The organism is Duganella callida (assembly GCF_004614165.1).
Classification (GTDB): Bacteria; Pseudomonadota; Gammaproteobacteria; order Burkholderiales; family Burkholderiaceae_D; genus Rugamonas; species Rugamonas callida.
This window is the reverse complement of record NZ_SPVG01000073.1, coordinates 37520-54029: the sequence shown is the minus strand read 5'-3', so window position 1 is coordinate 54029 and position 16510 is coordinate 37520. Positions and strand designations below refer to the sequence as shown.

Annotated in this window: 16 protein-coding genes; 14 read left to right on the top strand and 2 right to left on the bottom strand. The window is 61.8% G+C overall.

Going from position 1 to position 16510, the window contains the following annotated elements; genetic code table 11:
* Nucleotides 1-113 precede the first annotated feature (113 nt).
* The 7 genes from E4L98_RS07755 (at nucleotide 114) to E4L98_RS07725 (ending at nucleotide 7487) form a co-directional block, all read left to right on the top strand.
* On the top strand, nucleotides 114-1811 hold the full coding sequence (locus E4L98_RS07755) for a methyl-accepting chemotaxis protein (RefSeq protein ID WP_135200989.1): 1698 nt from the start codon (nucleotides 114-116) through the stop codon (nucleotides 1809-1811).
* A 2-nt stretch (nucleotides 1812-1813) separates the two neighbouring features.
* Nucleotides 1814-2629, top strand: a complete 816-nt coding sequence (locus tag E4L98_RS07750; RefSeq protein WP_135201023.1) for a CheR family methyltransferase — start codon at nucleotides 1814-1816, stop codon at nucleotides 2627-2629.
* Between the two features lie 10 nt (nucleotides 2630-2639).
* Nucleotides 2640-3188: a chemotaxis protein CheD gene (locus E4L98_RS07745; protein ID WP_135200988.1), complete on the top strand. Its 549-nt coding sequence runs from the start codon at nucleotides 2640-2642 to the stop codon at nucleotides 3186-3188.
* Nucleotides 3181-4716 carry a chemotaxis protein CheW gene (locus E4L98_RS07740; RefSeq protein ID WP_135200987.1) on the top strand — a complete coding sequence of 512 codons (1536 nt, stop codon included), beginning with the start codon at nucleotides 3181-3183 and terminating at the stop codon, nucleotides 4714-4716. The genes E4L98_RS07745 and E4L98_RS07740 overlap by 8 nt, the downstream gene beginning before the upstream one ends.
* Nucleotides 4717-4777: 61 nt before the next feature.
* On the top strand, nucleotides 4778-5473 hold the full coding sequence (locus E4L98_RS07735) for a DUF4197 domain-containing protein (RefSeq protein WP_135200986.1): 696 nt from the start codon (nucleotides 4778-4780) through the stop codon (nucleotides 5471-5473).
* Nucleotides 5474-5623: 150 nt separating this feature from the next.
* Nucleotides 5624-6076 (top strand): MarR family winged helix-turn-helix transcriptional regulator, encoded by a 453-nt coding sequence (locus E4L98_RS07730; protein WP_135200985.1) that lies wholly within the window; start codon nucleotides 5624-5626, stop codon nucleotides 6074-6076.
* On the top strand, nucleotides 6069-7487 hold the full coding sequence (locus tag E4L98_RS07725; RefSeq protein WP_229257305.1) for an MDR family MFS transporter: 1419 nt from the start codon (nucleotides 6069-6071) through the stop codon (nucleotides 7485-7487). Before E4L98_RS07730 ends, E4L98_RS07725 begins: the two co-directional genes overlap by 8 nt.
* 39 nt (nucleotides 7488-7526) lie before the next feature.
* Here E4L98_RS07725 and E4L98_RS07720 read toward each other — a convergent pair whose 3' ends face one another.
* Together E4L98_RS07720 and E4L98_RS07715 are read right to left on the bottom strand one after the other, a co-directional pair.
* Nucleotides 7527-9137, bottom strand: coding sequence for a methyl-accepting chemotaxis protein (locus tag E4L98_RS07720; protein WP_135200983.1), 1611 nt, complete (start codon nucleotides 9135-9137; stop codon nucleotides 7527-7529).
* A gap of 245 nt (nucleotides 9138-9382) precedes the next feature.
* Entirely contained in the window at nucleotides 9383-11029 is a 1647-nt protein-coding gene (locus tag E4L98_RS07715; RefSeq protein WP_135200982.1) for a 3-(methylthio)propionyl-CoA ligase, read from the bottom strand.
* Nucleotides 11030-11101: 72 nt separating this feature from the next.
* On the opposite strand from E4L98_RS07715, the gene E4L98_RS07710 reads away from it, so the two are divergent.
* The 7 genes from E4L98_RS07710 (at nucleotide 11102) to E4L98_RS07680 (ending at nucleotide 16477) form a co-directional block, all read left to right on the top strand.
* Nucleotides 11102-12625 carry a protein adenylyltransferase SelO gene (locus E4L98_RS07710; RefSeq protein ID WP_135200981.1) on the top strand — a complete coding sequence of 508 codons (1524 nt, stop codon included), beginning with the start codon at nucleotides 11102-11104 and terminating at the stop codon, nucleotides 12623-12625.
* A gap of 14 nt (nucleotides 12626-12639) precedes the next feature.
* Nucleotides 12640-13041, top strand: coding sequence for a peptide-methionine (R)-S-oxide reductase MsrB (msrB, locus tag E4L98_RS07705; protein ID WP_135200980.1), 402 nt, complete (start codon nucleotides 12640-12642; stop codon nucleotides 13039-13041).
* Between the two features lie 6 nt (nucleotides 13042-13047).
* The gene (locus E4L98_RS07700; protein ID WP_135200979.1) at nucleotides 13048-13677 is read left to right on the top strand and encodes a septation protein A; all 630 of its coding nucleotides are present in this window, start codon (nucleotides 13048-13050) and stop codon (nucleotides 13675-13677) included.
* Nucleotides 13674-13955, top strand: coding sequence for a BolA family protein (locus E4L98_RS07695; RefSeq protein ID WP_135200978.1), 282 nt, complete (start codon nucleotides 13674-13676; stop codon nucleotides 13953-13955). Before E4L98_RS07700 ends, E4L98_RS07695 begins: the two co-directional genes overlap by 4 nt.
* A 121-nt stretch (nucleotides 13956-14076) precedes the next feature.
* Nucleotides 14077-14853, top strand: a complete 777-nt coding sequence (locus E4L98_RS07690) for a peptidylprolyl isomerase (RefSeq protein WP_135200977.1) — start codon at nucleotides 14077-14079, stop codon at nucleotides 14851-14853.
* A 93-nt stretch (nucleotides 14854-14946) separates the two neighbouring features.
* Nucleotides 14947-15723, top strand: coding sequence for a peptidylprolyl isomerase (locus E4L98_RS07685; RefSeq protein WP_135200976.1), 777 nt, complete (start codon nucleotides 14947-14949; stop codon nucleotides 15721-15723).
* 94 nt (nucleotides 15724-15817) lie between these two features.
* Nucleotides 15818-16477 carry a DNA alkylation repair protein gene (locus E4L98_RS07680; protein WP_135200975.1) on the top strand — a complete coding sequence of 220 codons (660 nt, stop codon included), beginning with the start codon at nucleotides 15818-15820 and terminating at the stop codon, nucleotides 16475-16477.
* Nucleotides 16478-16510 lie beyond the last annotated feature (33 nt).

Below are 16510 nucleotides of genomic sequence, written 5' to 3'. Positions count from 1 at the left end.
ACTTAAATACGGGAAATAATTAATCGAACCGATATATTCCCCGCCCCCGAATATCAGCTTAATTCTCACGAATTGTCACAGGCATTTAAATTGTATAGGACAGGGACATATTTATGAACGCACCCAGCCAGGTAATCCAGACCCAGGACGTCGAGCTTCAGGCCATTCACGCGGCGCTGAACCGCGTCCAGGCCGTGATCGAATTCGATCTCGAAGGCAAGATATTGCACGCCAACGAAAACTTCCTGCAGGTGCTGGGCTACACGCTGGCCGACGTGCAGGGCCGCCACCACGCGATGTTTTGCGAAGCCGAGTACGCCGCCTCGCCGGTGTACAAGCAATTCTGGGCCGATCTGGCCGCGGGCCAGTTCCAGCAGGGCGAATTCAAGCGGCTGACCAGGGATGGCCGCGAAGTCTGGATCAATGCCTCCTATAATCCGGTGATGGATGCCGACGGCAAGCCCTACAAGATTATCAAGTTCGCCACCGACATCACCAACGGCAAGCTGCGCAATGCCGAGTATGAAGGCAAGGTCAGCGCCATCAGCAAGGCCCAGGCGGTGATCGAGTTCGACATGCAGGGTCACGTGCTGACCGCCAACGATAATTTCCTCGATGTCATGGGTTATTATCTCGACGACATTAAAGGCGAGCATCACCGGATGTTTGTCGAGCCGGAATTCGCCGCCAGCGCCGAATATAAACGCTTCTGGCAAAAATTAAATCGTGGCGAATTTGACAGCGGTCGTTATAAAAGAATAGGAAATAACAAAAAAACCATATGGATCCAGGCCACTTATAATCCCATCCTGGATTTGAATGGCCAGCCATACAAAATAGTCAAATACGCAACCGATATTACCGCCCAGGTGGAACTGGAGGAATCGGTGGCATCCAAGGCCAAGGCCGACAGCGAGAAAATCGCCCGCCTGCTGGAGTCGGTCGAGCGCGCCGCCAACGGCGACCTGACCAGCAGCATCACCGTCGAGGGCGAAGAACCGCTGGATCAGCTGGCCGAGGGCATCAGCAAGATGATTTCCGACCTGCGCAAGGTGATCAGCAACGTCGTGATGTCCGCCAGCGGTCTGGCCGACGCTTCCACCACCATCGCCGAGCGCTCCAACGCGGTGGCGGTCGGCACCCAGGCGCTGGGCGCGACCGTGGAACAGATGAACGCCTCGATCGACGGCCTGACCAGCTCGATCAACACCATCGCCGGCAACACCTCCGACGCCGACACCATGGCCAAGTCCACCCACCAGGAAGCCGAAGCCGGCGCCAAGGCGGTGGCCAAGTCGATCGAAGCCATGGACCTGATCAACCGCTCGTCGGAAGACATCGGCGAAATCGTCAAGGTGATCAGCGACATCGCCAACCAGACCAATATGCTGGCCTTCAACGCGGCGATCGAAGCGGCGCGCGCGGGCGAGCACGGCCTGGGCTTCTCGGTGGTGGCGGACGAGGTGCGCAAGCTGGCCGAGCGCTCGTCGCAGGCCACCAAGGAGATTTCCAAGCTGATCAACGAGTCGGTCAAGCGCGTTTCGGCCGGCAGCGAGATTTCGCGCCAGGCCAGTGATGCCTTCGACAAGATCCTGGCGGGCGTGGTCAAGACCACGCTGGCGATTTCCGATATTTCGAAAGCCACCAACGAGCAGTTGCTGACGGCGCGCGAAGTCAGCACCGCGGTGCAATACATCGCCGAGGAAGCCGAGAAATCGGCTGCCGCCTGCGACAGCATCGCCCGCTCGACCGAAGGCTTGAACCAGCGTGCTGGCGACCTGAATAAAACTGTGGCCGGCTTCTCGGTGTGAGCATGGATGCCGCCGGCTTCAGCCCCGCGACGCTGAGCGCGCTGCTTGCGCTGGTGCGCAAGCACACCGGCATCGCGATGACCGAACGAAAGAGCGTGCTGCTCGAGCGTCGATTGCGCCCGCGCGTGCAGGCGCTCAAGCTGGACAGCTACCAGGCTTACCTGGACATGGTGGAAAAAGACCGGGCCGAGGTGCCGCACTTTATCGATCTGGTCACCACCAACGACACCCTGTTCTTCCGCACCCAGCAGGTGTGGGATTACATCGAGCAGGAATTTCTGCCGCAGTGGTTCCAGGACCACCCCGGCAAACGGTTGAAAATCTGGTCGGCGGCGGCCTCCAGCGGCGAGGAACTGTATTCGATGGCCATGCTGTGCGAAGAGTTCCAGCAGACGCACCCGGGCTTCGGGTACCAGATTTTCGCCACCGATATTTCGCGCCAGATCCTGGCGCAGGCGCGCGACGGCCAGTACAGCGGCCGCTCGCTCGAACGCATCCAGTCCACGCATCCGGACTGGGTCAAAAAATACTTCCGTCCCAGCGCCCATGGCCTGCGGGTGGTGGATGCACTGAAGAAGAACGTGGAGCTGGCCCAACATAATTTGCTGACTCCGCTGAAGCCGTCCAGGCAGTTCGACCTGGTCTTCCTGCGCAATGTCCTGATCTACTTCGATCCGGAACACCAGCAGAAGATACTCGACCAGGCCCGCCTGAGCATGGCGCCCCACTCCAGGATGATCCTGGGCGAATCCGAATCGATCTCCGGCCGAGACACCGCCTACCAGCTCGAACGACCAATGATTTATCGAATGGAATAGGCGGTGTCCCATGCAAGCGAGGTTCAATACCCATAATCAACCGGCCCCGATCAATTGGGCCATCCTCGACGACAACGCGCTCGCCGCGCGCGCCCCGCTGCAGGTGGGCATGGCCCAGGTCCGGGTCGGCACGCGCGGCGATCAGCTGCAGGCGCTGCTGGGTTCCTGCGTCGGCATCGGCTTCATCTGGAAAAAGCGCGGCCGCTGCGCGCTGGCGCATTGCCTGCTGCCGGAGTGCGGCGAGGCTGGCAACGATCTGGGCGCCCGCTACGTCAACCAGGCGATTCCCAACATGCTGCGCCTGATGGGCGCGACCGAAGCGGATTTTGCCGACATCGAAGTGGTGGTCGCCGGCGGCGCCACCATGCTGAACGCCTGCTCCAGCCGGCTGCAGATCGGCCAGCAGAACGCCGACGCCGCGCGCCGCCTGCTGCGCCGTTATGGCTTGAACGTCAGCTATTGCCGCGTCGGCGGCAAGTGCGGCCGCACGCTGACCATCGACTGCAACACCTGCAGCTACGCGGTGCAGGAAATCGTCGCCGGAGCCGCCTATGCCTGACAGCACCGCCGCAGCCACGCCGTTCACGGAATTATTCGGATCCTTCCTGCTGGGCGAGGACGAATTCGCCCTGCCCGCCAGCTGCTTCCGCGAAGTGGTCAACTTTCCCGACAAGGTGACGGCGGTCCCGCTGTCGCCCAAATTCCTCGAAGGCATGTTCACCCTGCGCGGCACGGTGGTGCCGATGGTGAATCTGGGCCGCGTGTTCAATCCCGAGGCACGCGCCGCCCGGCCCAGCGACAAGATCGCCATCCTCGATTACCAGGGCGTGCTGGTGGGCATGCTGTTCGACGCCACCGGCGAGATTTTGCGCGTGCGCCCCGAGCAGCGCAGCACGCTGAGCTACGCCGACGGCGAAAAGCGCGGCGTGGTGGCCGGCACCATTCTGCTCGATCACGGCACCCGGCTGGTGCAGGTGCTCGATCCGGACGCGCTGGTACGGATCGAAAACGTGCCGCAGGTGCTGGCGCTGCAGAGCGCCGGCAAGCAGGCGGTGCGGCGTCTGCAGGGCGAGCGGCGGCAATGCGTGAGCTTCCGCGTCGGCGCCTCCTCGTTTGCGTTCGAGATGGGCGCGATTCAGGAAATCATCCGGGTGCCGGAGCTGCAGACCTCCGTGCTCAACAGCTCGCTGTGCCTGGGGCGCATCAATTTCCGCGGCAGTCCGGTGGCGGTGGTGGATTTCGCCACGCTGCTGAATGTGTCGGCGCCGCGCACGGCGGCCGAAGCCGGGCGTGATTTCAGTCCCGACCAGCGCGTGATCGTCGCGCGCATCGACGACGCCACCATCGGCTTCCTGGTCGACTCGGTCGACAACATCATCAATTACTACAGCGAGGAGGTGATGCCGATACCGTTGCTGAGCAAGGCGCGCGCGGGCATGTTCGCGGGCTGCCTGTCCAAGCCGGAGCTGGGCGACGTGTTCCTGCTCGATCACCACCAGATCTTCTCCAGCAGCGAGATCAAGGACATGCGCGCCGGCCACGCCAACCTGTATCCCAAGGACGATGCGGCCGCCGCCAAGATCGAACTGCGGGAAAAGCAGCGCGGCCAGCGCAAGGTCTACATCACCTTCGCCCTGGAAAACAGCTATGCGGTCGAAATCAAGCAGGTGCGCGAGATCATCGACCTCGGCGTCGGCGACATCACGCGACCGCCGGGCCTGCCCGCTTTCATGCGCGGCATGCTGAACCTGCGCCAGCAGATGGTCAGCGTGATCGACCTGCGCAGCCTGTATGGCATGCCGCCGCTGGAGGACACCAGCCAGTCCAAGATCCTGGTGGTGGACCGCGGCGATGAATGCTTCGGCCTGATGGTGGACGCGGTGGAAAACATCATGACCATCAACGACAACCGCCGCTTCGGCGCACCGAAGATGATGCGCAACGTCAATGTCAAAGGCGATCCGCGCGCGGAAATGGACGATGTGATCGACATCGGCGAGGGCGACGAGCACAAGACGCTGAGCGTGTTCGAATGCGACCGCCTGATCGAACGGCTGGCCAAAGAGATGCCCGCACTGGCGGCGTAGGCGCGGCTGGGGTAAAGTGGCGCCATTCCGGCCAGCGCCGGTTTTGTCACTGGAGATAGCTATGCTGCCCCGCCGCCGTTTTCTCGCCCTGCTGATTCCGTTGAGCCTGCTGGCCGCCAGCACCTGGGCGATTTCCCTTTCCGACCTGAGCAATGCAGACGCTGCCGGCGGCCTGAAAGCCGCGCTGGAGACCGGCTCGAACCAGGCGGTCGCCAAGCTCGGCGCCGACGGCGGCTTCCTCAACAACGACAAGGTGCGCATCCCGCTGCCCAAGATCCTCGAGCAGGTGCGTCCGATCCTCAAAATGACGGGCAAAGGCCAGCAGCTGGACGAGCTGGTGGTGCAGATGAACCATGCGGCCGAAGCCGCGGTCCCGATGGCCAAGCCGCTGCTGATCGACGCCGTCAAGTCGATGACCATCAGCGACGCCAAAAACATCCTGACCGGGGGCGACACCTCGGTCACCGACTTCTTCCGCACCAAAACCCAGGACAAGCTGGCGCTGCAGTTCCTGCCCGTGGTCAAGAAAGTCACCGACCGCTCCGGCCTGGCCGGCAAGTACAACACCGTCATGGGCCTGGCGCCGAAGATGGGCGTGATACCGAAGGAACAAGCCACAGTCGAAGGCTACGTCACGCAGCGCGCGCTGGACGGGCTATACACCATGATCGCCGAAGAAGAAAAAGCCATCCGCGCCGACCCGATCGGTACCGGCAGCAAACTGATCGGCAAAGTCTTCGGCGCGCTCAAGAACTAACATTCGGGGTCAGTTCTGCCAATCGCACACGGGCTCTACCGTAGCGGCCGCTACGGTAGAGCCCGTGTGCGATTGGCAGAACTGACCCCCGGAGTTGCGCGCCCGCAGAGATTGCATTAATATAGGTAGGTAGCCTACCTATATTTATTTATGCCCACCGATATCGCTCAACACGCGGTCCAACTGGCCGATGAATTGCGGCTGGCACTGCACCATGCGTTCCGGCGCATACGGCAGGAGAGCGACAACGACCCTTCCGGCCTGACCCTGCAGCAGAAGCTGCTGCTGTCATCCATCAGCGTTCAGCCGGGCATCGGCGTGGCCGAGCTGGCGCGGCAGGAGAAGCTGCGCGGGCCGACCATGAGCGGCCATGTCAAGGCGCTGGAAGCGTTGAACCTGGTGCGGCGCGACGCGCCCGATCCGGACGACCGCCGCCGCAGCGGCTTGCTGCTCACCGATCACGGCACGGCAGTGCTGGAAGCCATCCGCGCCCGCCGCCGCGACTGGCTGGCCCGCAAGCTGGCGCAACTCCCGCCAGAAGGCGCGCAAGCCTTGCGCAATGCCCTGGTTTATCTACATGAGATCGGCAATGACGATGACTGATTCCCCCGCCAGCGCGGCGCAGATCCGCAAAATCTACCTCGGCCTGGTGATCATGATTGGCCTCGCGGCGCTCGACCAGAGCATCGTCTCGACCGCGCTGCCGCGCATCGTGTCCGAGCTGGGCGGCCTGGCGCATTTGTCGTGGGTGGTGACGGCCTATGTCCTGGCCTCCACCGCCACCATGCCGCTGTATGGCAAGCTCAGCGACCAGTACGGCCGCAAACCGCTGCTGTACGCGGCCATCATGCTGTTCCTGCTCGGCTCGGTCCTGTGCGGGCTGGCGCAGAACATGTTCGAGCTGATCGCCTTCCGCGCCGTCCAGGGCCTGGGCGCCGGCGGGTTCATGCCGCTGGCGCAGATCGTGATCGGCGACCTGGTGCCGCCGGCCGAACGCGGCAAGCGTCAGGGCAGCATCGCGGCGGTCTATGCGCTGACTTCCGTGCTGGGCCCGGTGCTGGGCGGGCTGATGACCGATGCGCTGGGCTGGCATTCGATCTTCTATATCAATCTGCCGGTCGGCGCCGTGGCGCTGTATGTCATCAGCAAGCACATGCTTGACGACCGTCCGCACCGCGCGCACAAGATCGATTATCTCGGCTCGCTGCTGCTGACCGGCGCCGTCACGACGGCCCTGCTGGTGCTGGCGCTGGGCGGCACGGAGTGGCCGTGGGACGGCGCCCAGGTGCGCTACCTGGCCGCGCTCGCCATCGCACTGACCGTCGCGTTGCTGTGGCATGTACGCCGCGCGCCGGAGCCGGTGCTGCCGCCCGATCTGTTCGACAACCGCGTGTTCAACGTCGCCAGTGTGGTGCTGGCGCTGACGTTTGTCGGCATGATGGGTTCCAGCGTGTTCTTCCCGCTGCTGTTCCAGATGGTGATGGGCGCCAGTCCGGCCAGCTCGGGCCTGCTGACGATGCCGATGATGGTGGGATTGGTGCTGTCCTCCAGCTTCAACGGCCGGGTGCTGATGAAGTCGCACGGACGGTACAAACCGGCGCAGATCGTCGGGCTGGCGCTGGCCACCCTGTCGTTCGGCGCGCTGGCCTGGGGCATTGCCGCGCGGGCCGGCTATGGCGTGCTGGAGCCGGCCATCTTCGTGCTGGGCATGGGGCTGGGCCTGGTGATGCCCAACATGACGATGGCGGTGCAGAACGCCCTGCCCGCCATGCGGCGCGGCGTCGGCACCGCCATGCTGGGCTTCTTCCGTTCGCTGGGCGGCCTGATCGGTGTGACCGGCTCGGGCGCGATCCTGGCGCAGCAGCTGCACGGTCAGACGGCCAATGCCGCGCTGTACCGCCATGCGATCGCGACCATCTTCGGCGCCGGCACCGTGCTGGTGGGGCTGGGGCTATTGATGCTGTTCTGGTTGCCGGAACTGCCGCTGGCCGTGCACGTGGGCGCGAGAAAATAGCGCGCCGTCGCCCTCCGCCGCGCCGGCGTGCTGACCCGGTTACCGGGCCAGGGCCAGTGCCGGGCGGCGCAGGGCCGCACGGCCGACGGCGCCTGGACGCGCGGCCTGCGCGTCCAGCTTGAAGGTGGCGACCATGTCTTCCAGCTGGACGGCCTGTTCCTGCATCGCATTGGCGGCGGCAGCCGCCTCTTCGACCAGGGCCGCGTTCTGCTGGGTCACTTCGTCCATCGCGACGATGGCGTGATTGATCTGGTTGATGCCTTCACTCTGCTCCTCGCCGGCGATCATGATGTCGGACATGATGCTGGTGACGCGCTCCACGCTGCTGACGATCTCGTCCATGGTGGCGCCGGCCTTGTCGACCAGCGCGGTGCCGGCGTCGACGTGCTCCACCGAGGCCGTGATCAGTTCCTTGATTTCCTTGGCCGCGGCGGCCGAGCGCTGCGCCAGATTGCGCACCTCGGTCGCCACCACGGCGAATCCGCGGCCCTGCTCGCCGGCGCGCGCGGCTTCCACCGCCGCGTTCAGTGCCAGGATATTGGTCTGGAACGCGATGCCATCGATCACGCCGGTGATGTCGGCAATCTTGCGCGACGAGCTGTTGATGGTGCCCATGGTATCGACCACCTGCGATACCAGCTGGCCGCCACGCCCGGCCACGTCCTGCGCGCTCAGCGCCAGCTGATTGGCCTGGCGGGCGTTGTCGGCGTTCTGACGTACGGTGGAGGTCAGTTCTTCCAGCGAGGAGGCGGTCTCTTCCAGCGCCGCCGCCTGGTTTTCGGTGCGGCGCGACAAGTCCAGATTGCCCGAGGCGATTTCCGCGCTGGCGGTGGCAATCGCCGTGCTGCCGCTGCGGATGGTGCTGACGGTATTCGACATCTGGTCCTGCATCCTGCTCAGGCCCTTCATCAGGCTGCCCATTTCATCGTCGCGTTCGGGCAGGATGTGGTTGGCCAGATTACCCGAGGCAATCTGATCGAAGTGGCCCAGCGCATGCCGCAGCGGACGCAGGATGGCCGTCAGCAGACGGATGCTGGAAAACGCGATCAGCGCCGCGCCGGCCAGGATAGCGAGGATGAATCCGTTGCGGAAGCTGAGGAAGAACGACTGGCTGTCGTTATAGTGCTCTTCGGCCACATGCATCTGGTAATCTTCCAGCTTGTTGACGGCCGCGTCAAAACCGCCATATTGCGCGGTCAGCTTTTTCATCGACAGCGCTTCGATGCGCTCGGCGTCCTTGTCGCGCAGCGCACTCATCAGCGCCCGCAGCGCGCCGACATACGCGGCGCGGCTGGCGTCCAGCTCCCGCGCCAGCGCTTTTTCATCGTCAGCCATCGGCAGCGCCAGATAGCGTTGCCAGGACTTGTCGGCGCTGGCGATGAAGTCGTCGGCACGGCTCAGGGTCTTTTCCAGATCGGCGGCATCGGGATGGAACACGCCGCGGTCGATGGTGAAGCGCGCGCGGCTGAGGAAGTTCTTGGATTCGCCCAGCATGATCGCTGACGCCAGCTGGTTCGAATAGACATCCTTCAACGCGTGGTTGACCGTGCCGACGCCGTAGATGCCGACGCCGCCGATGCCCAGGATGAGTGCGCCCAATAACGACATGGTGGCGATCAGCCGCGTGCGGATAGATATGTTCTTAAACATGGAAGTTCTCGTTCTGTTGGTGGACCGGGAGCGTTACGGATAAGACTATCGCCGCAGCCTGGATCGGCTGGGAGGACGCGCCTGGACGGCCGGATGGCCAATTGATGCTGCAGAGCAACATCATACGCGAATAGTTGCTGAATGCAAATAAATTTATTTGTGAAGTAATTGATTATCGATAGCTAAAATCAAACAGCCCCGCCAGACGGCGGGGCTGCGGCGCCGGGAGCGCCGGGAGCGCGGGGTCAGGCGGTGGGCAGGCGGTAGTCGCGGTATTGTTCGCGCAGCCGGTTTTTCTGGATCTTGCCGGTGCCGCCGACGGGCAGCGCGTCGGCGAACACCACGTCGTCGGGCAGCCACCATTTCGCCACCTTGCCATCGAAATGGGCCAGCAGCTCCTCGCGCGTCAGCGTCTGGCCGGGACGGGGCACCACCACCAGCAGCGGCCGCTCGTCCCACTTGGGGTGGAACACGCCGATGCAGGCCGCCTGCATCACCGCCGGATGCGACATGGCGATGTTTTCCAGGTCGATCGTGCCGATCCACTCGCCGCCCGACTTGATCACATCCTTGGCGCGGTCGGTGATCTGCATGAAGCCGTCCGCGTCGATGGTGGCCACATCGCCGGTCGGGAACCAGCCGTCCTGCAGCACGTCGCCGCCCTCGTCCCTGAAGTAGCGCTTGATGATCCACGGGCCGCGCACCAGCAAATCGCCGGCACTGACGCCATCCCACGGCAGTTCCCGTCCCAGCTCGTCGACGATCTTCATGTCGACGCCGTAGATGGCATGGCCCTGCTTCTGCAGGATCTTGCGCTGTTCCTGCTTCGGCAGCTCCAGGTGCCTGGCCAGCAGGCCGCCGGTGGTGCCGAGCGGCGACATTTCGGTCATGCCCCAGCCGTGGATCACTTCCACCTCGAAGTCGTCGATCAGCGTATTCATCATGGCCGGCGGACAGGCCGAACCACCGATCACGGTGCGGCGGAAGGTCGAGAACTTCAGACCGTGCTGCTTGGCGTAGTTGATCAGGCCCAGCCAGACGGTCGGCACGCCGGCCGAGAAACTCACCCGCTCTTTTTCCATCAGCTCGTACACCGATTTGCCGTCCAGCGCAGCGCCGGGGAACACCATTTTCGCCCCCGACAGCGGTACCGAGTATGGCAAACCCCAGGCATTGACGTGGAACATCGGCACGACCGGCATCACCACGTCGCGCGACGACACGTTCAGCACGTTGGGCAGGGCCGAGGCGTAGGCATGCAGCACGGTCGAGCGGTGCGAGTACAGCGCGCCTTTCGGATTGCCGGTGGTGCCCGATGTGTAACACAGTGTGGCGGCCAAGTTTTCATCGAATACCGGCCACGCATATTCCGTCGGCTGCGCGGCCAGCAGGTCTTCGTAACACAGCAGGTTGGCGATCTTGCTGTCCGCCGGCATGCGATCGGCCGCGCCCAGCAGTATCCAGCCCTTGACCGACTTGCAGTGCGGCGCGATGGCTTCGATCAGCGGCAGGAAGCAGAAATCGAACAGCAGATACTGGTCTTCCGCATGGTTGCAGATGTAGGCCAGCTGCTCGGGATGGAGGCGCGGGTTAATCGTGTGCAGCACGGCGCCGCTGCCGGACACGGCATAGTAGGCTTCCAGATGACGATAGCCGTTCCAGGCCAGCGTGGCGACGCGCTCGCCCATGCGCACACCCAGCGCCTGCAACACGTTGGCCAGCTGCCGCACGCGCGCGGCGCAGTCGCGGAAAGTGTAACGGTGCAGGTCGCCTTCGACGCGCTGCGAGACGATCTCGCTGTTGGCGTAATGGCGGGCGGCGAATTCGAGGATGCCGGAAATCAGCAGGGGCTGATCCATCATCTGGCCCATGAGCGGACTTTGAGGGTACATATTGTCTCCTGAAGCAATGTTTCTATATCAACCAGTGTGGGTGGCCGGCAGCCGCAGCGTCAATGGATTTCGATGCTGCGATGCAGCACCCGCGCCTGCGGTAAAATCCGCCTGAACTACTCTGAGGATCACATCATTACTGCCGCCAAACTGCCGCTGGACAATTCCTTCGCGTCCCTGCCGCCTGCTTTTTATACCCGGCTGATGCCGACGCCGCTGCCCGCGCCCTATCTGGTGGCGGTCAGCGCCCCGGCAGCCGAGCTGATCGGACTGACGCCGGACCAGGTCGCCGCCAGCCTCGATATCCTGATCGCCAACGCCGCGCCGGAGCGGGCGCAGCCGCTGGCCGCCGTGTATTCGGGCCACCAATTCGGCGTCTGGGCCGGCCAGCTGGGCGACGGCCGCGCCATTCTGTTCGGCGATGTCGCCACCGCCGCCGGCCCATTGGAACTGCAATGGAAAGGCGCGGGCCTGACGCCCTACTCGCGCATGGGCGACGGCCGTGCCGTGCTGCGCTCGTCGATCCGTGAATTCCTGTGCTCGGAAGCCATGCATGCGCTGGGCATTCCGACCTCGCGCGCGCTGTCGGTCGCCGGCTCGGACCAGGGCGTGGTGCGCGAAACCATCGAGACCTCGGCGGTGGTGGTGCGCATGGCGCCCTCCTTCGTGCGTTTCGGCTCGTTCGAGCACTGGTTCTACCGCAAGAAAAACGATGAGCTCAAGATCCTGGCCGACTACGTCATCGACCGGTTTTATCCGGCGTTGCGCGCGGCCGACAATCCTTACGCCGCCCTGATAGAAGAAGTCACGCGCCGCACCGCGCACATGATCGCCCAATGGCAGGCGGTCGGCTTCATGCACGGCGTGATGAACACCGATAACATGTCGATCCTGGGCCTGACGCTCGATTATGGCCCTTACGGCTTCATGGAAGCCTTCGACGCCAACCACATCTGCAATCACACCGATCAGCAGGGCCGCTACTCCTACGCCAACCAGCCGCAGATCGGCCACTGGAACTGCTACGCGCTGGCGCAGGCGCTGCTGCCGCTGATCGGCGAAGTCGAGGCGACGCAGGCGGCGCTGGACGTCTACCAGCCCGAATTCGCCGCCAGGATGGATGAACTCTTGCATGCCAAGCTGGGTCTGGCCATGCTGGACGAGCAGTTCGACGCCGACCGCGCGCTGTTCGACGATCTGTTCGCCATTTTGCCGGGCGTCGATTTCACCCAGTTTTTCCGCCGCCTGAGCGGCTTGCACGCGGCCGACGCCGGCGGCGACCAGCCCTTGCGCGACCTGTTCATCGACCGTCCGGCGTTTGACGCCTGGGCCGAGCGCTACCGCACGCGCCTGCGCGCCGAACACAGCGACGATGCGGCGCGTCAAGTTGCAATGAACAATGTCAACCCCAAATATGTGCTGCGTAACTATCTGGCCCAAGTCGCCATCGAGAAAGCGCAAAACAAGGACTTTTCCGAGGTGGAGCGCCTGCTGAAGGTATTGCAGCGCCCCTACGACGAACAGCCCGAGCACGAGCAGTACGCCGCCTTGCCGCCCGACTGGGCAAGCCATCTGGAAGTTAGCTGTTCTTCTTAAGAAAGTATTAAGCCATGAGCAATAAAGTTGCGAAATCCGACGCCGAATGGCGCGCCCAATTGGACCCGATGGAATACCAAGTCACCCGCCACGCCGCCACCGAACGCGCCTTCACCGGCAAATTCTGGGATCACCACGAAGCCGGCGTCTACACCTGCGTGTGCTGCAATACGCCGCTGTTCCGCTCCGACGCCAAGTTCGATTCGGGCTGCGGCTGGCCGAGCTATTTCGAACCGATCGATCCGGCCAACGTGATCGAAAAAGTCGACCGTTCGCATGGTATGCTGCGTACGGAGATCATCTGCGCCGTGTGCGATGCCCACCTGGGCCACGTGTTCCCGGACGGCCCCCCGCCGACCGGCCTGCGCTATTGCATCAACTCGGCTTCGCTGCGATTCGACTCACAAGACCAATAAACCACCATGAAATTTCTGTTCGACCTGATCCCGGTACTGCTGTTCTTCGCGTCCTACAAGCTGGCCGGCTGGAACGCCGACGCCGCCCAGCACTTCATCAACACCCACATGAGCGGCATGATTTCCGGCGGCTCGGTGACCGCGGAACAGTCGCCCATCGTGATCGCCACGCTGGTCGGTATCCTGGCCACGATGGCGCAGATTGCCTGGATCAAGCTGCGCGGGCGCAAGGTCGACGGGGTGCTGTGGGTGTCGCTGGCCATGTTCGTGGTCTTCGGCGGCTTGACGATTTACCTGCACGATGAAGATTTCATCAAATGGAAGCTCAGTATCGTGTACTGGCTGTTTGCGGCGGTATTGCTGTTCAGCGATCTGCTGTTCAAAAAAAACCTGATGCGCAAATCCATGCAGGAAATCATCGACCTGCCGGAGCCGATCTGGGGCCGTTTGAATATGGTGTGGGTGATTTTCTTTGCCTTTATGGGCGCGCTGAACTGGTATCTGGCGTTTGTACTGTTTAAAGGGAATACCGACGCCTGGGTCAGCTTTAAGGCATTCGGCTCGACCGGCATCATGTTTGTGTTTATCGTTGCGCAAACGATTTATTTGTCGCGCCACATCAAGGACCAGGCATGAACCAGATTCAAGATACCCGCCTGGAGCGCATGCGCGCGCGCTTTGAAGACACGTTGCAGCCGCAGGAACTGGTGCTGGAAGACGACTCCGCCGCCCACGCCGGTCACGCCGGCGCGGCCTCCGGCGGCGGGCACTACAATGTCAGAATTGTTTCGTTACATTTCGAAGGTCTTAAACTCGTCACAAGACATCGACTCGTGTATGATTCCGTGCACGATATGATGCATAAAGAAATTCATGCATTGGCCATTACCGCATTGGCTCCGTCCGAAGTATGATGTAGCGCTTGGCGGTGGAGTGGCCGCTGTCGGCTTTCATAATTAACGATAAAGACCTCAAACAGTCCGCACTCCTCCTCCAGGCAATTTCGCTAAAACTTTCCCTTTACAGGAATTAATAATGACCTTCAAGCCAGCCAAGTTGCTGATTGCACTCCTCGTTGTCGCAGTACCAGCTTTTGCGCAAAACGTTGCCGTGGTTAACGGCAAGGCGATCCCGACCTCGCGCGTGGATGCCATCGTCAAGCAAGTCGTCGCTCAAGGCCAGCAGCCGGATTCGCCGCAGCTGCGCGAACTGATCAAGAAAGATCTGATCGGCCGCGAAGTGATGATGCAGGAAGCGGAAAAGCAAGGTTACGGCAAGAACGCCGACGTCAAGACCGCGCTCGAGAACGCCCGTCAGGCCATCATCGTCAACGCCCTGATCGCCGACTACGTCAAGAAGAACCCGGTTTCGGACGCCGACATCAAGGCGGAATACGACCGTTTCGTCGCCCAGGCTGGCGACAAGGAATACCATGTGCGCCACATCCTGCTGGGCACCGAAGCTGAAGCCAACGACGTGATCGCCAAGATCAAGGGCGGCGCCAAGTTCGAAGACCTGGCCAAGCAATCGAAGGACACCGGTTCGGCTGCCAACGGCGGCGATCTGGACTGGGCATCGCCATCGGCCTTCCCGCCAGTGTTCGCGCAGGCGTTCACCTCGCTGCAAAAAGGCCAGGTGACCGAAAAGCCGGTGCAGACCCCGAACGGCTTCCACGTGATCAAGGTCGACGACATCCGTCCGGCCAAGCTGCCGACCCTGGAAGAAGTGAAGCCGCAAGTGGCGGAATCGCTGACCCAGAAAAAACTGCAGGCCTACCAAGAAGAACTGGTCAAGAAGGCAAAAGTGCAGTAATGTTATGAAAGGCGGCGCCCTGCGGGGCGCCGTTTTTGATTCAGCGTTGGTATCATGCGTCCCTTGTACGCTTTTTTATATAGGATTTAAACAATGATGTTGAAGCCAGCCCGCCTGTTGTTAGCAATGATCGCCGTTGCGGCAGCCCCTGCATTTGCTCAAAACGCCGCGACCGTGAATGGCAAGGCGATTCCTGCCTCCAAGGTCGACCAGATGGTCAAGCAAGTTGTTGCCCAAGGCCAGCAACCTGATTCGCCGCAGCTGCGCGAAATGGTCAAGAAAGAATTGATCGGCCGCGAAGTATTGCTGCAGGAAGCGGATAAACAGGGTTATGGCAAAAAGCCGGAAGTCACCGCCGCGATCGACAATGCCCGTCAAAGCATTATCATCAACGCCATGCTGGCTGATTATGTGAAAAAGAATCCGGTGTCGGACGCTGAAATCAAGGCGGAATACGACAAATATAAAGCCTCTGTCGGCCCGACCGAATATCACTCGCGTCATATTCTGGTGGCCACCGAACAGGAAGCCAAGGATATTATCGCCAAACTGAAAGCCGGCGGTAAATTCGAAGAACTGGCCAAGGTATCGAAGGACGGTTCGGCCAATAATGGCGGCGACCTCGGCTGGATGACCCCTGGCAAACTGGTGAAGCCTTTCGCCGATGCCATGGTGGCCCTGAAAAACGGTGAAATCACCCAGACTCCGGTAAAAACCGAATTCGGCTACCACGTGATCAAGCTGGAAGAATCGCGTCCAACCAAACTGCCGTCGATGGACGAAGTCAAGGGCCAGATCGCTGAAGTGCTGCAACAGCGCAAGATCGTCGCCTACCGCGAAGAACTGACCAAGAAGGCCAAAGTCCAGTAATCAGGACCACTGCCAGAGAGAAGCGCCTGTCAGCAGGCGCTTTTTTTATGTCCCGCGTATGCCAGAAACCAGTCCAAACAAGCCAGAAACCAGCATGAAGCCAGCCTTTCTTGCCGAACTGAACGCCCTGCTCGCCCCATTGACGGACCCCGGGCGCGCAGCGGGCATGCGCGCCTACATGCGCAACCAGTTCGATTATCTTGGCATCGGTACACCGCAGCGGCGCGCCGCCGCCAAGCCGCTGCTGAAAACATTCAAAGGTATCGGCGCACAGCGATTACTTGAATACGCGCGTGAGCTCTGGCGCTTACCGGAACGCGAATATCAATATATCGCGCTGGATTTATTGGCATTGCATTGGAAAGAATTAAAGCCTGCCGATATTGCCGCCCTGCTGGTGCTGGCGCAAGATAAATCATGGTGGGATACCGTCGATGCCTTGGCCGGCATTATCGGCGATGTTTTAAGGCATGACCACGAGTTCATGGACGACGCATTAAAACACGAGAATATGTGGGTCCGCCGCATTGCCATCCTGCATCAGTTAGGCTGGCGCGATAAAACCGACGAGCAGCGATTATTCGCCTATGCACTGTACTGCGCACACGAAAAAGAATTCTTTATTCAAAAAGCGATCGGCTGGGCATTAAGAGATTACGCTCGCCACGCACCGGAAACGATACGCGCATTCACGCTGCATAATAAAACCCGCCTCGCACCGCTCACCTACCGCGAAGCAAACAAACACCTATGAATTCGGGGTCAGAGCCGACATTCGGACATTGGA

Bases quoted from the DNA above. Each gene is read 5' to 3' on its own strand.
- E4L98_RS07735 (WP_135200986.1), top strand. From the start codon at position 4,778: ATGCTGCCCCGCCGCCGTTTTCTCGCCCTGCTGATTCCGTTGAGCCTG.
- E4L98_RS07730 (WP_135200985.1), top strand. From the start codon at position 5,624: ATGCCCACCGATATCGCTCAACACGCGGTCCAACTGGCCGATGAATTG.
- E4L98_RS07685 (WP_135200976.1), top strand. From the start codon at position 14,947: ATGATGTTGAAGCCAGCCCGCCTGTTGTTAGCAATGATCGCCGTTGCG.
- E4L98_RS07700 (WP_135200979.1), top strand. From the start codon at position 13,048: ATGAAATTTCTGTTCGACCTGATCCCGGTACTGCTGTTCTTCGCGTCC.
- E4L98_RS07725 (WP_229257305.1), top strand. From the start codon at position 6,069: ATGACTGATTCCCCCGCCAGCGCGGCGCAGATCCGCAAAATCTACCTC.
- E4L98_RS07755 (WP_135200989.1), top strand. From the start codon at position 114: ATGAACGCACCCAGCCAGGTAATCCAGACCCAGGACGTCGAGCTTCAG.
- E4L98_RS07745 (WP_135200988.1), top strand. From the start codon at position 2,640: ATGCAAGCGAGGTTCAATACCCATAATCAACCGGCCCCGATCAATTGG.
- E4L98_RS07710 (WP_135200981.1), top strand. From the start codon at position 11,102: ATGCTGCGATGCAGCACCCGCGCCTGCGGTAAAATCCGCCTGAACTAC.
- E4L98_RS07715 (WP_135200982.1), bottom strand. From the start codon at position 11,029: ATGTACCCTCAAAGTCCGCTCATGGGCCAGATGATGGATCAGCCCCTG.
- E4L98_RS07695 (WP_135200978.1), top strand. From the start codon at position 13,674: ATGAACCAGATTCAAGATACCCGCCTGGAGCGCATGCGCGCGCGCTTT.
- E4L98_RS07740 (WP_135200987.1), top strand. From the start codon at position 3,181: ATGCCTGACAGCACCGCCGCAGCCACGCCGTTCACGGAATTATTCGGA.
- E4L98_RS07690 (WP_135200977.1), top strand. From the start codon at position 14,077: ATGACCTTCAAGCCAGCCAAGTTGCTGATTGCACTCCTCGTTGTCGCA.
- E4L98_RS07720 (WP_135200983.1), bottom strand. From the start codon at position 9,137: ATGTTTAAGAACATATCTATCCGCACGCGGCTGATCGCCACCATGTCG.
- E4L98_RS07750 (WP_135201023.1), top strand. From the start codon at position 1,814: ATGGATGCCGCCGGCTTCAGCCCCGCGACGCTGAGCGCGCTGCTTGCG.
- E4L98_RS07680 (WP_135200975.1), top strand. From the start codon at position 15,818: ATGAAGCCAGCCTTTCTTGCCGAACTGAACGCCCTGCTCGCCCCATTG.
- msrB (WP_135200980.1), top strand. From the start codon at position 12,640: ATGAGCAATAAAGTTGCGAAATCCGACGCCGAATGGCGCGCCCAATTG.